A 21,020-nucleotide genomic window follows, 5' to 3' on the forward strand; every position below is an offset into this window, starting at 1 on the left:
ATGAGGTAGACTGACTTTTAGCTTAAAGTTTGTATTCATAAATAAAATTAGTATTTTCGAGTTTACCGATAGGTAGATTAAATACAGTTAGTTCTTCATCAAGACGGACAAATCCATTATGGTCATAAAATCCATAGTTACTCATTGTGTCTGTATACACATAAATTTTATTTGCTTTTGTATCTCTTAAGTAAGAGATGAGCTCATTAAATAATTTTTTCCCTATCTTTTTTCCTCTAGCTTCTTCAGAAACAGCAAAAAATTCTAAGCAACCCTGAAACTCATTTTCTTTTCCTCTAATTAACTTGCTGTATGCCTCATTAGTCATGGAGGTGAGTTCAACAAAAACTTTTCGTTCTATGTCATTTAGATTTAGGAGTTGTAGCAATTCACTTGTATAATCTTCTTGTAGCAATCTATAAGTTGTTGTTTCACCAACTTTTGAACCAAAAATCACACCAATGACTTCTCCATCTGATGTAGCTACTCTTCCAAAAGTACTTTTATTTAATATTGGATTTATAAACATCATTGTAACTGCTGCATTTATTATGCCTTCATCCTCTATAAAATCCTTTGCGTTCCAAGTATCTGCAATAATTGCTTTAACAGGCTCTATATCCTCTTTTTTTATGTCTCTAATAACTAAGTTCATTTTGACTTCCTCCTTTTAATTGATTAGCTTACAAATTGAGTTTAATGTCTCCCCTAATGAGGAGAGTCAAGTATTTAATACATATTTTCTTTTGCTTTAAGATTTGCTAATCAGTCTGTCCATAAGATTTTGAACTCAATAAAATTAAAAAACAACCAATATACTGATTGATGCAGATATAGCAAGTACAGACCTAAGTTCAAAGCTCTATTAAATATCTCATTTTCCGTCATCCTTCATCTCTCCCCCCAGGACTCACTTACAAGGATAGACGGCTAGTAGTCATGTTAAACTGGGAAGAACCAGAAATTTCCGAACTCTCTCACAAGGAGTCCGGAAATTTCTGGTGAAACTATTGAACTATCCCCAGTTAGTTTAGCGATTCCGTACAGTCTAAAACTTTATTATTTATGGATAATAGGTATATCGGATATTCGAAGCGTTTTGGGATGACCCGGTTGACCCAGAACTAAAGCTTTCATCAATGATATCACCTGTATAAAAGGGATTATTTTGTCACCAACTGATCACTTCGCGATCTCTAAAAAACTTGCCGGTCATTCCTACATCGCCCGTCGCCAGCCAAACAGCCGTATCGGCCCCTTGCTCAACCGATCTCGGAGCGGCGGCAGTGCCCATATCGGTACGAACCCATCCCGGACACATCGAATTTACCGTGATTCTGCTGCTACTTATGTCTCCTGCCAATTTTATCGTAAGCGCGTTCAGGGCAGTTTTGGACATACTGTATGCAAAATTCCCTCCATACCCGCCCATACCTTCATTTAAAGCTCCCATGCTGCTGGATACATTGACGATTCTGCCGTCTGCACTGCTTTGCATTAAAGGTATGAGCACTTGCGATAAGAGAAGCGGGCCGTACACATTCGTTTCCATCGTAGTTCGAACTGTATCCAAATCGATATTTGTCGTATCCTTATTACCATCGATATTGATACCTGCATTATTGACCAGAATATCAACGACTCCGAATTGCTCCCGCATGTCGTCAGCCAACTTGTGGATACTGGACTCGTTAGTCATTTCAAGCTGGTGAAAATGAACGTCAAGCCCTTCCTTCTTCAATTTGTCGCAGGCAGCCCTTCCTTGATCTTCTTTGCGAGCCGTCATGATGACGGTGACACCAAGCTTGCCTAGCTGTTTGGCAATTTCAAACCCGATGCCCCGATTCGCTCCTGTAATGATTGCAATTTTTCTTTTCATATGAATGTCCTCCTCATTTTCATCTTCTTTAGACATGTAAACCAACTAGTTTCATGCTTAATGACCAAAAACTTTCATTTGTCGCTTCATCATTTGCTCCAGGCGACGTTTTCACTCTGCTCGCTTTTAAAATATTGCTCGAACTTAAACTGTATAAAGCTCGGCATTTGCTTGAGCAAGCTCGACTTGATCAGTCCGGGGTGCAAGCCGTTGATCTTCACATCCGTACCTTCCAGACGCTTAGCCATTTTCTTCGCAAAAACGATATGATGCCTTTTTCTGAAAGACTGAGCATTTTTCTGTCCGGCAGGCGACTCCGTAAAACTAAACTGGTAAACCCACGTGCAAGTAATTTACTTGAAATTGCTATCCCGATACTAGGCATCTGTAACTATAACTATTTTATTTTAATGTCATCACCCCCTTCATTAATTAATTGACTCATTGCGTGTCGGCACCTACCTCCTCACCGGCTAGGTGGGAAAGACCGACATGAAGTGCGTCCCGCACGCCACGCCAAATCCGTGAACCCAAGGGTTGAACAGGCTTGGATGGATGAAAGGGGCGGCTGAAATCCCGGCCGCTCCTTTCTCGATGGAGGCCTCTTTCTTTTTGGTGCTTTTTTTAAGCACAATTTATTCTAATAAAAAGTTGCATATGATTCTGCAACTTAGTGTTAGCTATCGAGCTTTATTGTTCTTTAAAGAATTGGACTCGATCCATTAATTGAGCAATCGTGTAACTTCGCAAATACTCAATTGTCTTTAATTCGGCTTCCTGGAGAATCTTTTCAAGTTCAACATCTAACTGTTCAACATCTAACTTTTCTCCATCATCTCCGCAATCCACTTTAAATTCAGCATCATTCGAAATACTACTTATTGCTTCGTATATATCGCCTATTGTAATCTCTGCTGAAGATTTTCTTAAAAAATATCCACCCTCCCGTCCACCTTTTGATTCAACAATACCGGCATTGTTCAATGACTGCATAACTCTTCGGATAAAGGTGGCATGCGAATCGACTTGTCTCGCTATCAACGCACTGCTTATCATGCTGCCACTTTTGGCTAGCCAAACAATGGCCTGAATCGCTATTTTTAGACGAGGGGGACCAATGTAAACACCCCGAGACACTGTACTCAATATTCTCCCTCCTTCTCAATTTAAATTGCAACCTTGATAAGCACATTATACGCAATGAAACATCTATACACAAGGGGCTTTTAAATTTTAGTAATTGATTCTTGTCGCGTTGAGTGAAATCCCTATTTTTCGTAGATGAACAATTAATGCATGCTGCCCATTAGCCATACATACAATGAGACTAACCACCATCGTATGATGGTGGTTAAGCCTCTATAAACAAAAGTTATAATGAGAAGAGGATATTATTAATTACAACTGCAGCTTGCGCACGCGTTAATTTAGAGTTTGGTGCAAATTCTCCGTTACCCATTCCGTTTATTATTCCAGCGTTTTGCATTGCAGTAATGCCTTCTAACGCATATGAAGAAATGCTATTTGCATCTACAAATCCTAATGGGATTTCACTATCTGATGTCAGCCCGGCATATGTCATTGCTTGATAAGCCATTATAGCCATATCTTGTCTCGTGATTTCATCTTGCGCACCAAAACCACCATCCGGTCTGCCTTTAACAATACCTAACCGTTGTGCTGTTGCAACCTCATCATAGTACCATGTGCCTGTTTTGATATCTGAAAAGGTCGTTGTCGCATTACTATCGGTTAGTTCAAAAACATTCATCAGCATCGTAATGAATTCGGCTCTCGTCACTTTATCGTCAGGATTGAACTTTCCATCCCCCGTTCCAATGATAACGCCCCTTGCAGCTAAAGCCTCAATCGGCTCCTTTGCCCATTCTTTTGTTACATCTTGAAAGTTCACTTCCGTAAAAGCTACTGCAAACTTACCCAATCGCTTAGGCTTGAAAGCAATCCCACCTGTTTTTTTGTTGAATTTTCCACTCATTACAATTTCAAAATCTCCATTATCCCTGATTTGATAGATGATAATCTTATTGGGTTGCTCGCCTGACTTCAATTCATAGGGTATTGTCACTTGAATGTCGTTTCTCCCATCAAGTTCACTTACCTTCCCACCATCAATTTCTAAATTGAAACTATAAACCGGTCTATCGCTCAATTGAGCTTGTATCTCCGGTGATAGGCTGGATGGGTTCACTTTAGTCACAGAAACCTTTACATTCTTTGCTTTTGCTGAACTCTTAGAAATCAACTTTGAAGATACATTTAATGTAGCTAAACCTGTCTCAATTTCGAAATTATTAATTAAATATTTTCCATTACTTAACAATGTATCAACGGGAAATTTAATTTCAATTTCATTTATACTTTCAATTGCCTCTACTTTAATTTCAAGTTTGTCTCCATCTGTTTGTTTGAGTGCACGCTTAACAGTTTCAGTGTTCAGTTGAACAGTTGCTTTTCCATTAGCATTGATCGTTGGTTTCACCCTTATTTTACTGTTATTTACCTCAGTATTGTCTTGTGTGCTTTCTATAATAGGTTTCTCTTCATCAGCCTTGTCTTGTATACTTTCTACAGGATCCTCTTTTCTACTTGATTTTCCGTTCCCTGGATCTTTCTGTTCTCCTTCTACAACTACACGAACACGTCCCAGATTCTCTATTCGTGTAAAGGGTGATTCCTCGTCACCATCACGCTGTGCGGTCACTCTTAGAGCTGGGTAGTAGGTCCCTGGCTTGGTATAGGTAAAATATACTGACTCCGTTACCGAAGCCGCGGGGGTTCTGGAAGATATCTTCTTGTAGTTGCCCGTACCTTCAAAGTTCCATTCGGTTTTCACAACCTTACTGTTACCAGGAGGGACCGTAGCTTTTCCCTGGAAGGTGACACGTTGGCCGGCCTTAACATGAATTTTAGTAGTGCCGTTAACAAGTAAATCGACGACCGGCTGTATCCCCTTACGTTCCGCAGCACTCTCCGGCAACTTGATCTGACCGTCGACTACCTTGTATTGGGTTGACTCTGCAGGAGCTACCCCCTGTTCTACCCAAGCGCTTAGGTCACGAAGTGCCTGTTCGAGAATGCCGTCGTATTGTACAACAGTATAAGTGCTTGCCCCATTATCGTAATGGTCCGCATTATCGTTGAACCAGACACGGAAATGATCATTGAAGCTTTCACCGAAGTGTGCCTTCATCCTTGCACTATACCAGTCCGAATGCCACGGGAAAGATCCCACATCGAGCAGATTTGAGATAAGGATGACTTTTCCTTGGATATGCCCATTGTGTGAACCACCTCCTGCAACACCACTCATGATCATGGGGCCAATCTCCATAGGACGCTGAGGATAAATGGGGGTTCCATCAGCTGCTCTGTATTGATCCCATGAATAGAAATTTGGTCCGCTCGGAACCTGGTGACGATGGTACGATAGCAACGCAAGATGCCATCGGTTGTCGATATGTAGTTTGGCACCGGTTTCTAGGACGCTTAATACACTATCGGGGTTCCCGCTCCCAATCGTGAAGACTTTATTAGTCGGATCAAGTGAACCCTTCAGTATCCCGATCTTCGTCGTCCCGTCAGCCTTATAAAGTGTGTAATCTGCACCAGTTCGAGACAGTGTCGATGGCGCGTTATCAAGAGAAAGACTTATCGGTACATTCTGCTCATCCCGGCTGACCTGAGTGACGGTGGCCAATTGATCGATCTTGGCTTTGCGGAACAAATCTCCGAGGTCCGATTGTTCCGTACCCAGGTAGCCTGGCTTGTTCCAGAAATCTTCGACATATGTACTATCCATTGATTTAATCGTGTCTCCGAAACCAAAGAGGAGACTCTGAAGATCGTTCAGGCTGAGCACCCCATCCAACCCTCTTAAGGGAACTCCCAACTTCGTTACCTCTTGCAGTACTGCCTTCTCCATGTCATTCAAACTGGAGTAAGGATCACCGTTGCCTCCCGGGCCCAATGCATCCTTTATCTGTAAAGCCTTGTCTCCAAGCACGAAGTTCGCATAGGCCAGTATAAATGCATTGTTTGGGATGGACGTCGGTACAACCGGGACAAATGGCACTGCTCCGTCCCACACTCCCTTAGTATTTTCAATAGCACCAATCGTCTGAAGAGAGCCTCCGCTCCCACCGTATATATATCCATAGATATAATCGTCAGTGTCGTAGTAATCCGCCGCGTACACCTTAGAGAACTTTGCCGCGGCTGCATCAATTCGGTATCCGCTACTTGCATTCGTCTGAACCGTATAAGCTCCGCTGGCTGCGCCGAAAGCAATATGACTATCAAAGGCATTCTCATCATACAGCGGATATACTTTCTGGAAGAAGCGGCCCTTCCATTGTTCTTTCGGCGGTAAGTAGAAGTTGAACTTCGCATCAGTACCCTCAAAGTGGCCTGACACTTTGTGATGCGGAACTGGAGATGTTAGATCAACCTCCCTATCAATAACTGGATTATTATACTGTGGGTCGATACACGCTGCCGTGATCCAAAGAGGCCCTCCCGTTTCTTGCGATATGCATTCCTGTGGTGAAGGTGAACCTGGTGCTCGCGTCACGATCACTCTATATAGTTTCGTTATCATTCCTTCTTGTCCGGTTACTTCGATGGTGATGATGTTATTATTATCAGCGCTCAAGATAATTGGGTCGCTTGCCTGACTGCTTGCAACAAATTTCCCGTTTACTTTCACTGTGGCGTTGCTGTCATAGACGCTGGCTGTTACCGATATACTGGTTACATCATAAGGAACATTAACACTATATTCAGTTGTTCCAGCTGCAAAAGCAGGAGTCAGCGTGCCACTCGATAACATCAGTCCGCTCAAATCTGCATTTTCTACCCTTTCATAATCGCCAATTGAGGCATTAGCCACATTATCATTTATAGCTAATGAAAAATTTGAATCTGCGCTGATTTGCGTCGTATTTGCTACCAAAAATAATAGAGCCGCTAAAATTGCACTTGTGATTTTGCTTTTCTTCATTAATTATTCCCCTTCCTTTCGCTAAACTCCAGGTATAAATGAAATCCCTTAACATAAGCGTTTCTGTCTCGTTGTAATCGTTTTCATTTTTATCTATATTAAAAGGAACACTGTAACGAACATAAGACTCCGTTTGGACTCTGTACATCCATTTGTTAGTTCCGCTGCTGAACAAATTGCACAGATGTACAAATCACGTTGGAAAATTGAGGTATTTTCCTATTGGATTAAGTAACACCTCAATATTCCTACGTTGTTTGGCCCCACCGAAAATGCTGTTTACGGTCAACTATTCTATGATATAACTTCCATCAGCATATCTTTTGCTAATACCTTATTACTATCAGTTTTCTTGATATCCCTATAGTTATCTGTATTAGTAATTACTATAGAAGTTATAACTTCATATCCCTCCTTTTTAATAGCTTCCATATCAAATTCTACTAATAGGTCTCCGATATTAACCTGATCTCCTTCATTTACATGAGGTGCAAAATATTTGCCTTTTAAAGCAACTGTATTAATGCCTATATGAATTAAAATCTCAACTCCATCGTCGGTCTTTAATGCAATAGCATGTTTAGTAACAAAGAACGCTGCAATTTCCCCATTAACCGGTGAAACAACTTTACCTTTATTCGGTTCAATTGCTATTCCTTTCCCCATTAATTCTTGGGAGAATGTGATGTCATTTACTTCACTAAGCTTTTTAACCTCACCACTTAATGGACTATATATTATTTCTGATTTTTGTTTATTATTAATTGCTGGATCTTTTTTAATTGTTTCTTTTTTATCTTGTGTATTAAACATGCTCTTAATAAAATTTGAAAAACTCATAAGAACCCATCCTCTGTAATTTTAATAATTAAATTAATTTAGGATAATATCTCACTTAAAAAAGCTCTAGACCGAAGCTATAATACTGTTAGTAAAGCACTAAACTAACAGAACCAGTAATGCCAGTTGGTTCATGTATAAGGTACTGTGAAAAAAAGTCCTTTTGCTCTTTTTCTAAAGTGTTCGTCACTTCAATTACTAAATTATTACTCCCCTTTCTTAAGCAATTGCTTACTTCAAATTTATATGGTGGGCATATTTTACTTCCAACATGGCGGTTATTAATGGAAATGTTCACTACTTCATAGGCATCTTTTATCAATATAAATGCATTTTCAAAGTTTTTACTTATATTGAATTCTATTTCGTATCTAACCGTACCCGAAAAATCAGGGTATAAATTCGGTGCTGCTAAGTTAACTAGTTTATCTAATACTGTAGTCGTTTCAAAATCAGGATATTTTTCAGAGGTAGATAACGAAATTTTCCACTCACCACTGAGCTCCTGAATATCAATCTGCTCGTTATCCGTTAATATAGATTCGGTCCTACCACTTATGTTTTTACCAAAAATAATTATTTTAGATTCATATTTTTCAAGGTTTAATTTAAATTTGCTGCCTTTTTGAGTTCTCTCTACGTTTATATTAAGAACTTTATTTTCAAAGGCATCATATATATATGCATCTAAGTTAAGAGGAACTTCAACCACTGTATCAATAGAATTATATGGATGTTCATTAAAGAACATAAATACATCTCCATCTTGATGAGTATAGTGATAATATCTTAAGTATGGTTGCTGATCATAAACTTGGATATCATAAATACCTGAATTTTTTAAATCAGTAACTAAATTGTCAAGTCTTATTACTTTACAGTTTTCAACTTCTTGCAATTTCCGAAGTTCCTTATCAATATTAACACCTTCACTAGAACCCTTTGGAAGATCATCTATAAAATAAATTTTAAACCCAGCCTCTAAGTAAACTAATAGTTTTTCCATTAATTTTTTAGGTAAAGATTCAGAATATGGTATGATTAGCCCTGAAAACGATTCTTTATTTATAATAAGCTTCTTATCTTTAATTTCAGACGTAATTAATATATCAGTGGGCAATATGTCAAAATCAATTTGATTTTGCATTAACTCTTTAGCTGGTTTTTGTAATAGCATATATTCACCTGACCACTCTGCTTCACCATGATATAAAACAGCTACGGGTGCTACATGTAACCCATCAGTCAGCAAATGGCTAATCTTATTCGTATAATCATTTAAAATCTTCATGTATCTAAACTGTGGATTTTTACCATGAGCATAAAAATGAGGTGGACAATCTAAATCTGGAAATTCTTTTGGCGAAAATGCATGTGGTACAAAGTAATTAACTCCTCTAACAAGCATATGATCCGTTATCCATTTCATTAGCTTTAATCCTTCACCCCATCCATACGCTCCAAAAACTTCACACATTGTGCGTCCGTTTTTCTTTTCATCAATATGGCCTAAAGATGCTCCCATTTTAGCCAATGCATAGTGGAAAAACTCACCATCCCAACCTGATGATGTAGATGATTTAAAATAGCCTTTATCCATTCCAGGCAATATTTGATGTAATACTACATCTAGCCCTGACATATCTTGTTCCCACAAGCTTCTATAAAAATGACCTGCTCCATAGCCTAATCTGGTATGTGCATTATTATCCTCTATTACATGCCCAATATATTCAACATTATTGGCTCTGCACCATTCCCCCAACTTTTGGGTAAAATTTTCCGAATATAGCTTAGTTATCATATCCATATATAAATATCTAATTTTATTTTCCTTTGACTTTCCATTCACCCATAACAATGGTAAATATTTAACAACCTCTTCTGAAGTACTTTTTTGCAATATATCTATCAGATCTTCTCTCCATGGTAATACCATGTCAAATCTTCCAATTGAAGCGTTTGGTCCTTTCACATTTCCAAAACGTGGTTCATCCGAAAAAAATCCAGCAATAGTTGTTCCGAAATCTTCTTTATATCTACTTAAGTGTGCTTCATAAACCGTATCAATTAATACTTGTGTTCCTCTTGGATCAATTGGATTCAAATAACCTTCTGTAGACTTTTCTCCACCATTGAAGGTTTGTACAATAGTGAAAATTCTCCAATCTCCTTCTGGAATATCAAAGTAAACAACACCATTAATTATGTTGTCTGATATATCGCATAATGTATCAGGATCTATTTCATCAATGTTAATTATCTTAGCTGCAATTACTCCTATAATTTTATCTTCCAAACCCAATTTGCTTGTTTCATTTCTAGATTTTTGTACTCCAACGTTCATTACAGCATCTCTTGAACCATTAGCTGCCCACTTTACCATAATTCCTGCATCTTTATATGGACCTATAAAATCCTGTTGATGGATCTTTAGAAATAATTTTTGTAGATTTGGATATTCCTTTTTAATTCTTCCATTGGCATAACCTGTTGGAAAATGAGAATCATCTAAAATCCAAACTTTCATATTGCGTTTTCTTGCCTCATCCATAATTACGTCCATATCTTCCCACCATTTAGGTCCCAAAAAATCAGGATGAGGACGTGATTCCACACATACAGCTTTTATTCCGGATTCATTAATTTTTTTCATATATTCACGCAATATACCTTCTTCTTCACCATGCTGCCAGAAGAACGGCATTATATAATTACTTTCCCTATTTTCTAAAACTTCATCCAATTTCTTCATATACTTTCTTTCCCTTCTTGATACCATCTACTAATCACCTTTTTATGTAAGTAGTATCAATACTTTAGTCTTTTAAAATATCAAAATAAAAGAAAATAACTAACCAAATCTAACATAAAATAAGCTTATTCGTTTTTAACATTGAAAATAGGGCCTTTTGATTCTCCTACTTTCAGTAATGCTACTGATAAATCACTTTCATTTCACCTACAATAACTAATACTTCTGTGACAGTTTTTTTGTTTTAACGATCTCTATAATAAATGATAACATCTGCTCAAATACTCTAAAATATCAGATCAACACGTATTTACTGACCTATCTTAATATTTTTCCTGTGTTAAACTAATTTCTACTTAAAGCAAAAATAACCCTAAGAAATATATCTATATGTAGTGTGCTTTTTATGATCCTAATATTGCTTTTTGATTAGCCATGAGTTCTTTCTTTAAGCACAATAAAACCTAAGCACTGATACAATAATTTGTAGTATCAACGCTTAGGTTTTGGTTTCGTAAAGACACGTCATCTTTTTTATATCCAAATAACGTTAAAAGTTATGGTAGACCTGCACCTGGAATCTCTACATCAACAATTTCAATTCGAGAGCCGCGTTTAATCTGAGCGGCCTCAGGATTACTTAAGGTATCTACATCTAAATCATTATGCGCATCTACTGTGACAATAAATAAAGTCCTGAGATCAGGTCCTCCCAACATGCATGCTAAAGGTGTAGTTGATACCTTTAGGCGGTGAGTTACTTCGCCACCTTCACGTAAACGAATTACCTCACCCCTATTCGGAGTAGCAGCCCAGATAGCGCCTTCAGCGTCAAGACAAATCCCATCAGGACCGGCTTCCATATATGCCCAGACGCGGCGCCCTGTTAGTGATCCATCCTCCTCAATGTTAAATGCAACGAGCTGTTTCGCAAACGTGTCAGCCGCTATAAGCATATTTCCGTCAGGAGTAATGACCATTCCATTGGGACAAATCATTTCATCAGCTACAACACGTACATCCCCTTCTGGGGTAACCAGTGTTATCCATGCTTCTACTTCTTGGCCAGGCTTGTAAGACCGTACGTCATAACCATAACTTCCAACGTAAGCACGTCCCTTATGATCTACTACCATGTCATTAATACCAACAGCTAACTTACTAAGGTCTGCTACTACCGACAGCCCACTCGGATCCTGTCGCAATATTTGGCAGTCACCTGAAACTATAAGCAACTGACCATCAGGAAGCCATCCTAATCCTGATGGCAAGGTTGGCACATCAACAACTATCTCAGCCTTGCCGTTGATATCAACATTCATCACCTTTTTACCAAATATATCTGAAAACCAGAGTTTATGCTCATGCCAGCGCGGGCCTTCGCCCCACACCAGTTCATCCAGAAGAGTTTTAGTTTCATATTTCATAATATACATCTCCTTATCAATATACATTACCTCCAGAAACAAAAAACTACCTTGGGTTTATTTACAACATGAACTTAGAATAATATTGCGCAGCTTTCTAGTGAGTGTAGTCGTTCCTGCATCTTTTTTTTGCATCATGAATAGGAATGTTAAATCGTCATCTGGACAATTACAAAAATATGCCCCAAGCCAACCATCCCATCCATATTCCCCAAGACACCCCAAATCTCCAGCTTTACTGCAATCTGTCATTACACGCATTAAGTTTCCATAACTGTGTCCACTTAACGTTAGCCATTCGTCAAAGCTTTTCTGCTGCATCTTATTTAAAGTTCCTGACGTTAGATATTTCACTGTTTTAGGTCGCAAAATCTGAACGTCGTCAAGACTTCCTCCATTCATAAGCATTCTAGTAAATTTTGAGTAATCATCTATTGTAGACGCAAGTCCTGCTCCTCCAGATTCAAATGCCGGATTCATATCCATCTGATTAATAATACCCAAATTATTTCCGGTATAAGGCTGTAACTTACCTAGCCCATTGTCTTCATATGCTTTTACAAGACGGTGTCTTTTTTCCGATGGTATCCAAAAACCAGTATCCCACATTCCCAGTGGTTCAAATAATTCCTTTTTTAAAAATTCTCCGTAGCTTATACCACTACATATTTCTATAACAGCTCCGAGTACATCTGCAGAGGTCCCGTATTCCCAAGAAGTTCCCGGTTGAAAGGCAAGGGCGCACTTTCCTAGTTTGTTCATGGCTTCCACAGTACTCATTGGAGAATCCCCTAATAGCCTATTTTTCATCTCTATGAATAATGCTTCTGTATCCCGACCGGCTCTGTTATCCCCGCCATAAACCAAGCCTGAGGTCATTGAAAGCAAATCTTTTAAATTTACTTCCCGTACCGCCGGAACCAACTTGTCTCCCTCATCAACCATCTGATTTTTAAAACTAGGAATATACTTGCTTACTGGATCGTATAAATCAATATCACCTCGTTCTAGTAGTATCATTATACCAGCAGCTGTAACAGGTTTAGTCATAGAATACAGTCTGAAAATGGAATCTCTTTTTATTGGAATCCTAGCTTCCTTATCAGCCCAACCATCTTCATGGTAGAAAATTTCTTTTCCATCTTTGATAATCATTAAATTCCCACCAGCTATGTAATCTTCGTCTATACTTTTTCTTAAAATTTTTTTTATCTGGCTGATTTCTGTATTATTAATCATTTTGGATCCCCCTCCATTTTCCTACTATTTATTGTCACTTTGCTTTTATAAAACAATTATTAAACAAGATATAGCAGATTATATACTAACCTGCTATATCTTACTAATTGCATATTCAATTTAATTCTCGGAAGCGTATTCACTGATTTTATAAGAGGCGTAAAATTCCCTATTCTTACTTTGCGTGTAGCCATCTTCTAAAATATAGACATTCGTTTTTAAGCGGATATCCTCCGAAGAAGAGCCAATCATCACATCAAATTCCCCTGCTTCTATCTTCCATTTCATATCTTCATCTAAGAATGCAAATTGACTAGGATCAATATAGAAATCTACTTTTTTCTTTTGTTTAGCTTCTAAAGGTATTCTACAAAATCCAACCAATTCTTGTGCTGGTCTAACTAAAGATGCAACTTTATCACATACATAGACCTGAGCAATTTCAATTCCAGCTTTATCCCCTGAGTTTTCTACTTCAAAACTAATATGAATCTTCTCAAATGGTTTTATCTTTGATTTTTCTGTTTGGAGATTATGATAATCAAATGTAGTATACGATAAACCATAACCAAAATAATATCTTGGAGTATGGGGAAGATCGATATATCTAGTAAATGGTGAACCGGTTTGAACATGATAACTTGATCCCTGACTATGATTATAATAAAGTGGCGCTTGAGCCGAACTATATGCAACAGAAACTGGAAGTTTACCGCTTGGATTATTTGTACCAAGAATTGTTTCTACAATAGCTTGACTGCCAAACTCCCCAGGGTTCCATGCTTCAATAATTGCAGAAGCATATTGATCAGCAGCGTCACTAGATATAGGCCTTCCATCTAAATTAACAACTATAAAAGGAATCCCGCTCTCGCCTAATTTCATTAAAAACTCTTCTTGGCATTGAGGAAGATTAATACTACTTGAATCAATCCCTTCTCCTGTTGAGCATGATGTTCCCCATCCATATTTTCCGCCAACCGTAACAATTGTAACATCAGATTCTTTCGCAAGTTTTAACGCATCTTCATGATGACGAGTATCATTCCCTACATAAGGATAACCATACTGATATTGAATGTCAGAGTTTGGACAACATTGCTCAAATTGTTCTAAAATATTCTTACAATGCTTATAAGCTTTACTTGCAACTTGTTCAAGTTTTGGAATTTCTACATCAATAATACTTCCTGGATATGTGTCTTTCTTTTTATTTCTCCAAAGGACTTCATCTGTTTGTACTTCAATACCTGCCATCGTATTTCTAGCACCCATAGCAAGTTCTAGTACGCTACCATATGAATACCCACCGAATAAGCTTCTTATAGATCTTGCATTATGTCCAATTATAGCTACTTTTTTATCGGTTGCATCTAATGGTAAAATTCCATTATTCTTAAGAAGAATTAATGATTCTCTTGCATATTTTAAACTAATTTTTTTTGATTCTTCTTTATTGAATACTTCATTTATTTTTTCATATGAAGAAGGAAATGGATTTTCGAAAATTCCGAGTCTAAACTTTTCAGTTAAAACTCTTAATACAGTTTCATCAAGAAGGTTAATATTTATTTTACCTTCTTCTAATAATTGAATTAAATTGTCTCCATAAGCACTAGGTGTTGGTAATTCTAAATCAAATCCAGCATTCAATGCTTTTACTGCAGCTTCATTCTTTCCTTCACAGACTTTCATTCGTGTAAAAAGCTCTTCAATAGAAGCATAGTCTGCAACAAGTAGTCCATTAAAACCCATTTCTTTTCTCAATAGGTCCTGCAATAAATATTTAGATGCAGCTACTGGCTCACCATTTACACTTCCGTATTGATTCATGACTGATCGAAGATTTCCTTTGCTAATTGCAGATTGAAACGGCTTTCCGAAAATCTCCTGCAACTCCCTCTCAGGAACATTAGTCGCTGCAGCATGTATTCCGCCTTGTCCAGCATGATAACCAATAAAATGCTTGCTAGTAGCCATCATATTATATTCATCATTTTCTCCAGAATTTTGAATACCTACAACATATGAAGTTCCTAGTGCAGAAACAAGAGTAGGATCCTCTCCATAACTTTCTCCCTGACGACCTAAACGTGCATCCCGAGTAACATCAAGAACTGGAGCTAATGCATGTTTAATTCCAACTGCACTCATTTCTTTTCCTATTATTTTCCCTGCCTCATACTCAAGTTCTGGATCCCAGGCAGAGCCTCTGCCAATGCCTGTAGGAAAACTTGTTGCTTCTGGCATCAATGCTCCAGTTAATCCTTCAATATGAAAAAGAGCAGGTATATCAAATCTACTACGTTCCATTACTTTTTTTTGATAGTCTCTAAGCTTATCGGCTACCATTTCTTTCGAATCATCCCATGCAGCAGCCAAAAAAGCTATTGCACCAACTCCATATTGAAAAGAATTTTCTAAATTCGGACCATTTTTATCCTTAGGGTTATAGCATTGCAACTGAGCAACTTTTTCTTCTATGCTCATTCTATGAATTAAATCCTTAGCACGCTCTTCTGCCGACAAGGTTATATCTTTATATCTAAATTTATTCATTGATAAATCCTCCCTTTTTACCTCAGTGCTTCTTAGCTAATCGTTCGCTCTCGTTGTAAAGTATGTTAAAACTGCGCTGAGAGTAAAACTTACGAAAAAGCAGATAAAAAATCCTATAAGTGGACCTGGATCACCGCTAGGATCCATTTGGGCACCAAATGTTAAAATCCCTCCAACAGCAGCTGGTGAAAATTGATTTGTTCCTAAAATTGTATTCAATGGTCCAGCAATTCCTCCAGCAATCATTGCGCAAATAAACGGTTTCCTATACGGCAAAGCAATCCCGAATATGGCAGGTTCAGTAATACCAAACAGTGCAGAAGTCATTGCTGAATAACCAGTAGCTTTATTTTCTTTTCGTTTAGTCTTAAGTGCAAAACCAAGCGCAGCTCCAGCTAATGCCCAAACTCCCATACCTAAAATCGGGCTCAACGCATTAGAACCATTTCTCAGGGTTATATCGGTCAAAATAGGAATAAACGCATAGTGTAATCCAAAAAGTACACAAAGCTGCCAGAAGGCACCGAATATTACACCGGTAGCTAAAGGGAATAAATTATAAACTCCCATAGTACCATTCGCTAATAACTCACTTACTTTTACAAAAATCGGACCAACTACTAAAAATGTGAAAGGTACCATTACTAAAAGTAATACCATAATTTTAAGGAATTCTAAAAATGGTGGTATAAACCTCTCTAGATACTTTTCAAATTTTGCAGCAATAAAAGTACTACACATAACAGGGAAAATTGAATTACCGTATGTTGTTAAAATAACCGGAATTTTAAAAAACGTTAAAGCTGTACCATCCTCATGTAATTTCACAATACCTGGGAATACCAATGATGCTCCTATTGCAGCAGCAACATAAGGGTTTGAGTCAAATGTTTTCGCAACTGAAAATGCTACAATTATAGGTAAGAAGTATAAGAAAGCATCATTTATATTTTGCAAAATAATAAAAGTACCATCTGTTGTCTGCAATACGCCTGACATAAGGAATATAGCCAAACAACCTTTAATAATACCCACCGCCGCCATTGTTGGAACTAGCGGAAAAATCATTTTCATAAGTGATCTAGATAGCCTATTAATCAAACTTGTTTTATTTTTTGTTTTAACTTTTTCAATTTTTTCTTTGATATCATCTTCATTAGCATTACCTTTTAATAAAGAATCAACTTCAGCATAAACATCTTTAACAATATTCCCAACAATTACTTGATATTGTCCACCAGCTCTCATAACACCCAATACTTTATCAATACTTTTAACTTCATTATCATTGGGAATTGATTCATCCGCCAGAACAAATCTCAATCTAGTTACACAGTGCGTAACACTTACAATATTCTCTGGTCCTCCAACTTTTTCAATTATTGCTTTTGCTGAATCTTTTAAATTCATACAAACTTCCCCTTATTAAAAATTGTTTGGATTCCATTCCGACTTCCATTGGATTACTGGGATATTCTCTTTAAATTCTACAGGTAGCCAAACATAATCAGACTCACTTGTATTAATGTTCCATGAACTCTTCTCTTTTTTTCTTGTTAAGTCAACAACCCACCGATCCCCAATCGCAATGAATAAATCTTGATTAGGTACTTTAAATACACTACTTATTTGGGAATTGAAAGTGTTCTTTTCTGTATCTTCTATACACGGATCTCCAATAATATACCAAGGTCCATGCATATTATCTGCTTTGGCACTGAGCGTTTGATTTGGATAATACGCAGTTGTTCCCGACGTAAACATAAAGTATTCATTCTCTCTTTTAAAAACAGCAGGTGCCTCACGTGCCAATGGAGGTGAACTGAAATGCAAATGCGTTGAATATTTTCCTGTTAAATTTTTATAGTCGTCAGTTAAATCTGCAATTACAATTTCTGTATGAACTTTTCCAAAGATAATATATGCTTGATCATTATCATCAACAAACAAATCAAAATCACCACTGCTCATATCTAACGGAACTATTTTACCAATAAGCTTAAACTCTTCATTGATACTTTTTGACGTCGCGATTCCCATATATTGATAATTCCAATCTCTGGGATTTTCATCTGTTCCAGCTAATTTCATCCACATTACAAATTCTTCATTCTTTTTGTTATAAATGATATGGGGACGGTCCATAATTCTAGAAGGATGTAAAGGGTTATTAACATCTGAAGGCGCCTTCAAAATAGTTTTTTCAAATTTCCAATTTATAAGATCCTCAGATGAATAACAATTAACACCATTATGCCAAACGCCACTTCCAGGGATTGTGTTCTCCTTATTTTCCCCATACCAATAATAGACACCATCTACAGACATTACAGAACTACCATGAGCTTGTATACGCTTACTTTTTGTATCAAGCCAAACCTGACCTGGTCGAATAGAATTATACATTTAAAACTTCTCCTTATAAAAGATAATAGTGTCAAAATGGAAATTCCTAAAATATTCCTAAGTTAAATCTTAATGTTTGTCCCTTTTTTAATTACAGAAATTACTCCTTTCAACACTTTTATAAAATGAGTGATTTTATTAGATACACTAACTGATAAAAACTATAGTTTTTAGATAAAAGTCTATAGACGTCTCTATATTTGTGACCTCAAGGAAGCTATTAAATAATCCCCTTGAAGAAAGGATAGCATTTTCTTATATGCTCTATAATATCAAATAAACACATATTGACTGACCGATTTTAATATCATATCCTACTATATAATGACTAACGTTGAAAGGGGTTTCAACTATGAATCACGATGAGTTAGATAGAATGCTTAGAGTATTAACAGAAAAAGAGATAAAATATAAATCAAATCCTGTTATGTCTGAAAGATATAAAAAAATGGAAATAATCAACTGTAAAGGGCATAGTGCTTATTTATTTGATGATAATGATATGAATATGGGCGAAAATATCACCCCACGTAAACATACACGATTTGCTCAAGTACCAATGCACGTTCATACTTATATCGAACTTAGTTATGTATATTCTGGAGAATTTACAGAGATAATAAAAGATAAGACTGTAAAACTGAAAGAAGGACAAATATCTATTATAGATACTGGTATTCCTCATTCTATTTTACCAACTAGTGAAAATGATATTATTATAAATATATTAATGAGTAAAGAATACTTTTCAACTGCCTTTCTTAGCAGGCTATCAAGTAAAGGCATTATCTCAGAGTTTTTAATTAATGCTATATCTGATAAGAGGGATCATGATAATTGCATAATATTTAATTCTGAAAATAACAAAAAAATCCCTCTATATATAAAAGAGCTTCTTTGTGAATATTTTGATAAATCTTTATGTTCAAATGAAATAATTGATTGCTTTATGGTGCTTATATTTTCTGAACTACTGAGGGTATTTCAGTACGACTCTACCCAATCTAACTCAAAATCATTCAACAATGCACCTGTTGTAGATATACTTAACTATCTAGAGAAGAATTATATGACGTGTACTTTAATTTCCACAGCTAAGCATTTCAATTTTCATCCAAACTATCTAAGTAATTTGATAAAAAAAACCACCAACAGATCATTTTCTGAAATTATATTACTTCAAAAGCTAACTAGAGCATCTATTTTACTTGAAAATACTAATATCCCTATTTACGGAATTGCAAACGAAATAGGTTATAACAACTTAAATTTCTTTTACAAAAAATTCAAGGAATATTTTAGTGTTACACCAAAAGAATTTCGAGACAATTCTATTTCTAAATCTATTCAAAAATTCAAGTAAAATCACTTACTTTAATTTATCCAAGCATCTGACAATATTTCTCTAGTTCTTGCGTATCAACCCAACGACTAATCTCAATAAAATTGAAGATAATTTCTATTCAGTAATTCCAATTCTCAAAACATCACCATTTATTATTCATCACCATTCAAAATAGAAAAACCTTGCTTCATCAGTGTTTCTGATGAAGCAAGGTCCCCTTTCTGTCTCTAAAACATATCGCAAAAAATCTTATTTATCAATTAGATTTGTGTCAACTATAATAGTTACTCACATTAGCTATGAGTAACTATTATAGTTGACACTAAAAAACGCCGTTTCTGATTTTTTAATCTCTAGTTGAGACATATTACAATTATAAATGAGATTAGTTACTAATTCTTCAGTACACACATTTCGAGAGAGATGATTTTTTAGTGTTGTACCTTAGAACATCTCGCTTTCTATTGGTGGTACATTATTGAATAAACAATTTTGAGCAGCCCCTAACTAACAAATTAATCCTAGATTTCATTAATGTATCGTTTCAGCTTTAATTTCAGAATTTCTTTTAATTCCAGCTTATCATCAAGGTTTAGTTTTCGAAAGTCTGAGATTAATCTTGACTCAAGCCCATCAACTTGTACGCTGAAAATCCCTATGCTTCTATTCGCATCTTCCTCAAATTAAAACCAGTCTAAATCGACATCAAACTTCATTTTCAGAGCAATCACAAGATCCAATGATGGCTTGTATTTATCTTTTTCTAATTCGCTTAATGCTCCTTGTGATATCCCAATGGTCTGTGAGAATTCAGTTTGATTAAGCTTGTTCAACTTTCTGATATATTTTAACTTTTCTCCTATACTCCTCATTATTCCACCTTCTGTCTAAAGATTAAAAAACAGCCCCAAAAATAATTTTATTTATCGGGACTGTCAAGTTAGCTAAGCTATTAAGTTATTCTTAGGAAGATGTTTATCTTACAACATCATATAGAAAATATCCTGTCCATTTTCACTATAAAAACATGAAAACTCGGATCAGTGAATAATAAAAACTCAGGTACTTTTTTTCATTTTATTCCCGTCTTTACGCGCTTTACGGGCATTTGCTTTGTCTCATTTTGATGTTATAAACTGTCTCATTCGATAATATAATTAGTCTCATTTGATGTTATAACCCACAACAGGAATTATTTTTTAGTAAAGTCACGCTGTCTCATCGCCTCAAATAATAGCACCGTAGAGGCCATTGCAGCGTTCAGCGATTCTGCTTGCCCCTGCATCGGGATGAATACCGATTCATTGACCCTGCGTGCGGTGGCATCGGAAATACCTTGGCCCTCGTTGCCAATCACGAGCCAGGTAGAACCACGCAAATCCACGGCATAGCATGACAGGCTCGCATCCAGCGAGGTGCTGATCAAGCGGGCCCCTTTGCTTTGAGCCTGCGGCAACAGCTCCTCCAGGCTGCCCTCGATCACGGGCAGGTGAAACAACGATCCCATGGTGGAGCGGATCGTTTTGGGGTTGTACAGGTCGGCGCAGCCA

General features: G+C 36.8%; 15 protein-coding genes and 1 pseudogene. 2 read left to right on the plus strand and 14 right to left on the minus strand.

Going from position 1 to position 21,020, the window contains the following annotated elements; all coding sequences use genetic code 11:
* Nucleotides 1–22: 22 nt before the first annotated feature.
* From WG8_RS19975 to WG8_RS19990, 5 genes are all read right to left on the minus strand, one after another.
* Nucleotides 23–655, minus strand: coding sequence for a GNAT family N-acetyltransferase (locus WG8_RS19975; protein WP_043891278.1), 633 nt, complete (start codon nucleotides 653–655; stop codon nucleotides 23–25).
* A 516-nt stretch (nucleotides 656–1,171) separates the two neighbouring features.
* Nucleotides 1,172–1,879, minus strand: a complete 708-nt coding sequence (locus WG8_RS19980; protein ID WP_007432056.1) for an SDR family oxidoreductase — start codon at nucleotides 1,877–1,879, stop codon at nucleotides 1,172–1,174.
* 89 nt (nucleotides 1,880–1,968) lie between these two features.
* Nucleotides 1,969–2,127: a hypothetical protein gene (locus WG8_RS27490; RefSeq protein WP_007432057.1), complete on the minus strand. Its 159-nt coding sequence runs from the start codon at nucleotides 2,125–2,127 to the stop codon at nucleotides 1,969–1,971.
* A gap of 442 nt (nucleotides 2,128–2,569) precedes the next feature.
* Complete coding sequence (locus WG8_RS19985) at nucleotides 2,570–3,025, minus strand: RrF2 family transcriptional regulator (RefSeq protein ID WP_007432058.1); 456 nt, start codon at nucleotides 3,023–3,025, stop codon at nucleotides 2,570–2,572.
* 226 nt (nucleotides 3,026–3,251) lie between these two features.
* Entirely contained in the window at nucleotides 3,252–6,899 is a 3,648-nt protein-coding gene (locus tag WG8_RS19990) for an S-layer homology domain-containing protein (RefSeq protein WP_007432059.1), read from the minus strand.
* Nucleotides 6,900–7,059: 160 nt separating this feature from the next.
* Here WG8_RS19990 and WG8_RS28840 point away from each other — a divergent pair.
* Nucleotides 7,060–7,194: pseudogene (locus tag WG8_RS28840) on the plus strand (transposase); the annotation flags it as partial.
* On the opposite strand, the gene WG8_RS19995 reads toward WG8_RS28840, so the two are convergent.
* The 7 genes from WG8_RS19995 to WG8_RS20025 all read right to left on the minus strand — a co-directional run bounded on the left by WG8_RS19995 (nucleotide 7,194) and on the right by WG8_RS20025 (nucleotide 18,125).
* On the minus strand, nucleotides 7,194–7,739 hold the full coding sequence (locus WG8_RS19995; RefSeq protein ID WP_052310874.1) for a PTS sugar transporter subunit IIA: 546 nt from the start codon (nucleotides 7,737–7,739) through the stop codon (nucleotides 7,194–7,196). The pseudogene WG8_RS28840 and the gene WG8_RS19995 sit on opposite strands and share 1 nt — an antisense overlap.
* 88 nt (nucleotides 7,740–7,827) lie before the next feature.
* Nucleotides 7,828–10,494, minus strand: coding sequence for a glycosyl hydrolase (locus WG8_RS20000; RefSeq protein ID WP_043891286.1), 2,667 nt, complete (start codon nucleotides 10,492–10,494; stop codon nucleotides 7,828–7,830).
* Nucleotides 10,495–11,051: 557 nt separating this feature from the next.
* Nucleotides 11,052–11,921 (minus strand): SMP-30/gluconolactonase/LRE family protein, encoded by an 870-nt coding sequence (locus tag WG8_RS20005; protein WP_007432060.1) that lies wholly within the window; start codon nucleotides 11,919–11,921, stop codon nucleotides 11,052–11,054.
* 57 nt (nucleotides 11,922–11,978) lie between these two features.
* Nucleotides 11,979–13,160, minus strand: a complete 1,182-nt coding sequence (locus WG8_RS20010; RefSeq protein WP_043891279.1) for a serine hydrolase domain-containing protein — start codon at nucleotides 13,158–13,160, stop codon at nucleotides 11,979–11,981.
* Nucleotides 13,161–13,280: 120 nt separating this feature from the next.
* Entirely contained in the window at nucleotides 13,281–15,719 is a 2,439-nt protein-coding gene (locus tag WG8_RS20015; protein WP_043891280.1) for a glycoside hydrolase family 3 N-terminal domain-containing protein, read from the minus strand.
* Nucleotides 15,720–15,755: 36 nt separating this feature from the next.
* Nucleotides 15,756–17,129: a PTS transporter subunit EIIC gene (locus WG8_RS20020; RefSeq protein WP_043891281.1), complete on the minus strand. Its 1,374-nt coding sequence runs from the start codon at nucleotides 17,127–17,129 to the stop codon at nucleotides 15,756–15,758.
* 15 nt (nucleotides 17,130–17,144) lie between these two features.
* Nucleotides 17,145–18,125, minus strand: a complete 981-nt coding sequence (locus tag WG8_RS20025; RefSeq protein ID WP_007432064.1) for a family 43 glycosylhydrolase — start codon at nucleotides 18,123–18,125, stop codon at nucleotides 17,145–17,147.
* 352 nt (nucleotides 18,126–18,477) lie between these two features.
* Between WG8_RS20025 and WG8_RS20030 the strand changes: the two genes are divergently transcribed.
* Nucleotides 18,478–19,488, plus strand: a complete 1,011-nt coding sequence (locus WG8_RS20030; RefSeq protein WP_043891282.1) for an AraC family transcriptional regulator — start codon at nucleotides 18,478–18,480, stop codon at nucleotides 19,486–19,488.
* Between the two features lie 665 nt (nucleotides 19,489–20,153).
* On the opposite strand, the gene WG8_RS28845 is transcribed toward WG8_RS20030, so the two are convergent.
* On the minus strand, nucleotides 20,154–20,342 hold the full coding sequence (locus WG8_RS28845) for a helix-turn-helix domain-containing protein (protein ID WP_232289141.1): 189 nt from the start codon (nucleotides 20,340–20,342) through the stop codon (nucleotides 20,154–20,156).
* Between the two features lie 320 nt (nucleotides 20,343–20,662).
* Nucleotides 20,663–21,020, minus strand: a 358-nt coding sequence (locus tag WG8_RS20040; RefSeq protein ID WP_007432065.1) for a TrmH family RNA methyltransferase, incomplete at its 5' end; no start/stop codon positions are given.

The organism is Paenibacillus sp. Aloe-11 (assembly GCF_000245715.1).
Lineage (GTDB): Bacteria > Bacillota > Bacilli > Paenibacillales > Paenibacillaceae > Paenibacillus > Paenibacillus kribbensis.

Excerpts from the sequence above, each read along its gene's own strand:
- WG8_RS19975 (WP_043891278.1), bottom strand. The coding sequence starts at position 655 with ATGAACTTAGTTATTAGAGACATAAAAAAAGAGGATATAGAGCCTGTT.
- WG8_RS19980 (WP_007432056.1), bottom strand. The coding sequence starts at position 1,879 with ATGAAAAGAAAAATTGCAATCATTACAGGAGCGAATCGGGGCATCGGG.
- WG8_RS27490 (WP_007432057.1), bottom strand. The coding sequence starts at position 2,127 with ATGGCTAAGCGTCTGGAAGGTACGGATGTGAAGATCAACGGCTTGCAC.
- WG8_RS19990 (WP_007432059.1), bottom strand. The coding sequence starts at position 6,899 with ATGAAGAAAAGCAAAATCACAAGTGCAATTTTAGCGGCTCTATTATTT.
- WG8_RS19995 (WP_052310874.1), bottom strand. The coding sequence starts at position 7,739 with ATGAGTTTTTCAAATTTTATTAAGAGCATGTTTAATACACAAGATAAA.
- WG8_RS20000 (WP_043891286.1), bottom strand. The coding sequence starts at position 10,494 with ATGAAGAAATTGGATGAAGTTTTAGAAAATAGGGAAAGTAATTATATA.
- WG8_RS20005 (WP_007432060.1), bottom strand. The coding sequence starts at position 11,921 with ATGAAATATGAAACTAAAACTCTTCTGGATGAACTGGTGTGGGGCGAA.
- WG8_RS20010 (WP_043891279.1), bottom strand. The coding sequence starts at position 13,160 with ATGATTAATAATACAGAAATCAGCCAGATAAAAAAAATTTTAAGAAAA.
- WG8_RS20015 (WP_043891280.1), bottom strand. The coding sequence starts at position 15,719 with ATGAATAAATTTAGATATAAAGATATAACCTTGTCGGCAGAAGAGCGT.
- WG8_RS20020 (WP_043891281.1), bottom strand. The coding sequence starts at position 17,129 with ATGAATTTAAAAGATTCAGCAAAAGCAATAATTGAAAAAGTTGGAGGA.
- WG8_RS20025 (WP_007432064.1), bottom strand. The coding sequence starts at position 18,125 with ATGTATAATTCTATTCGACCAGGTCAGGTTTGGCTTGATACAAAAAGT.
- WG8_RS20030 (WP_043891282.1), top strand. The coding sequence starts at position 18,478 with ATGAATCACGATGAGTTAGATAGAATGCTTAGAGTATTAACAGAAAAA.
- WG8_RS28845 (WP_232289141.1), bottom strand. The coding sequence starts at position 20,342 with ATGAGGAGTATAGGAGAAAAGTTAAAATATATCAGAAAGTTGAACAAG.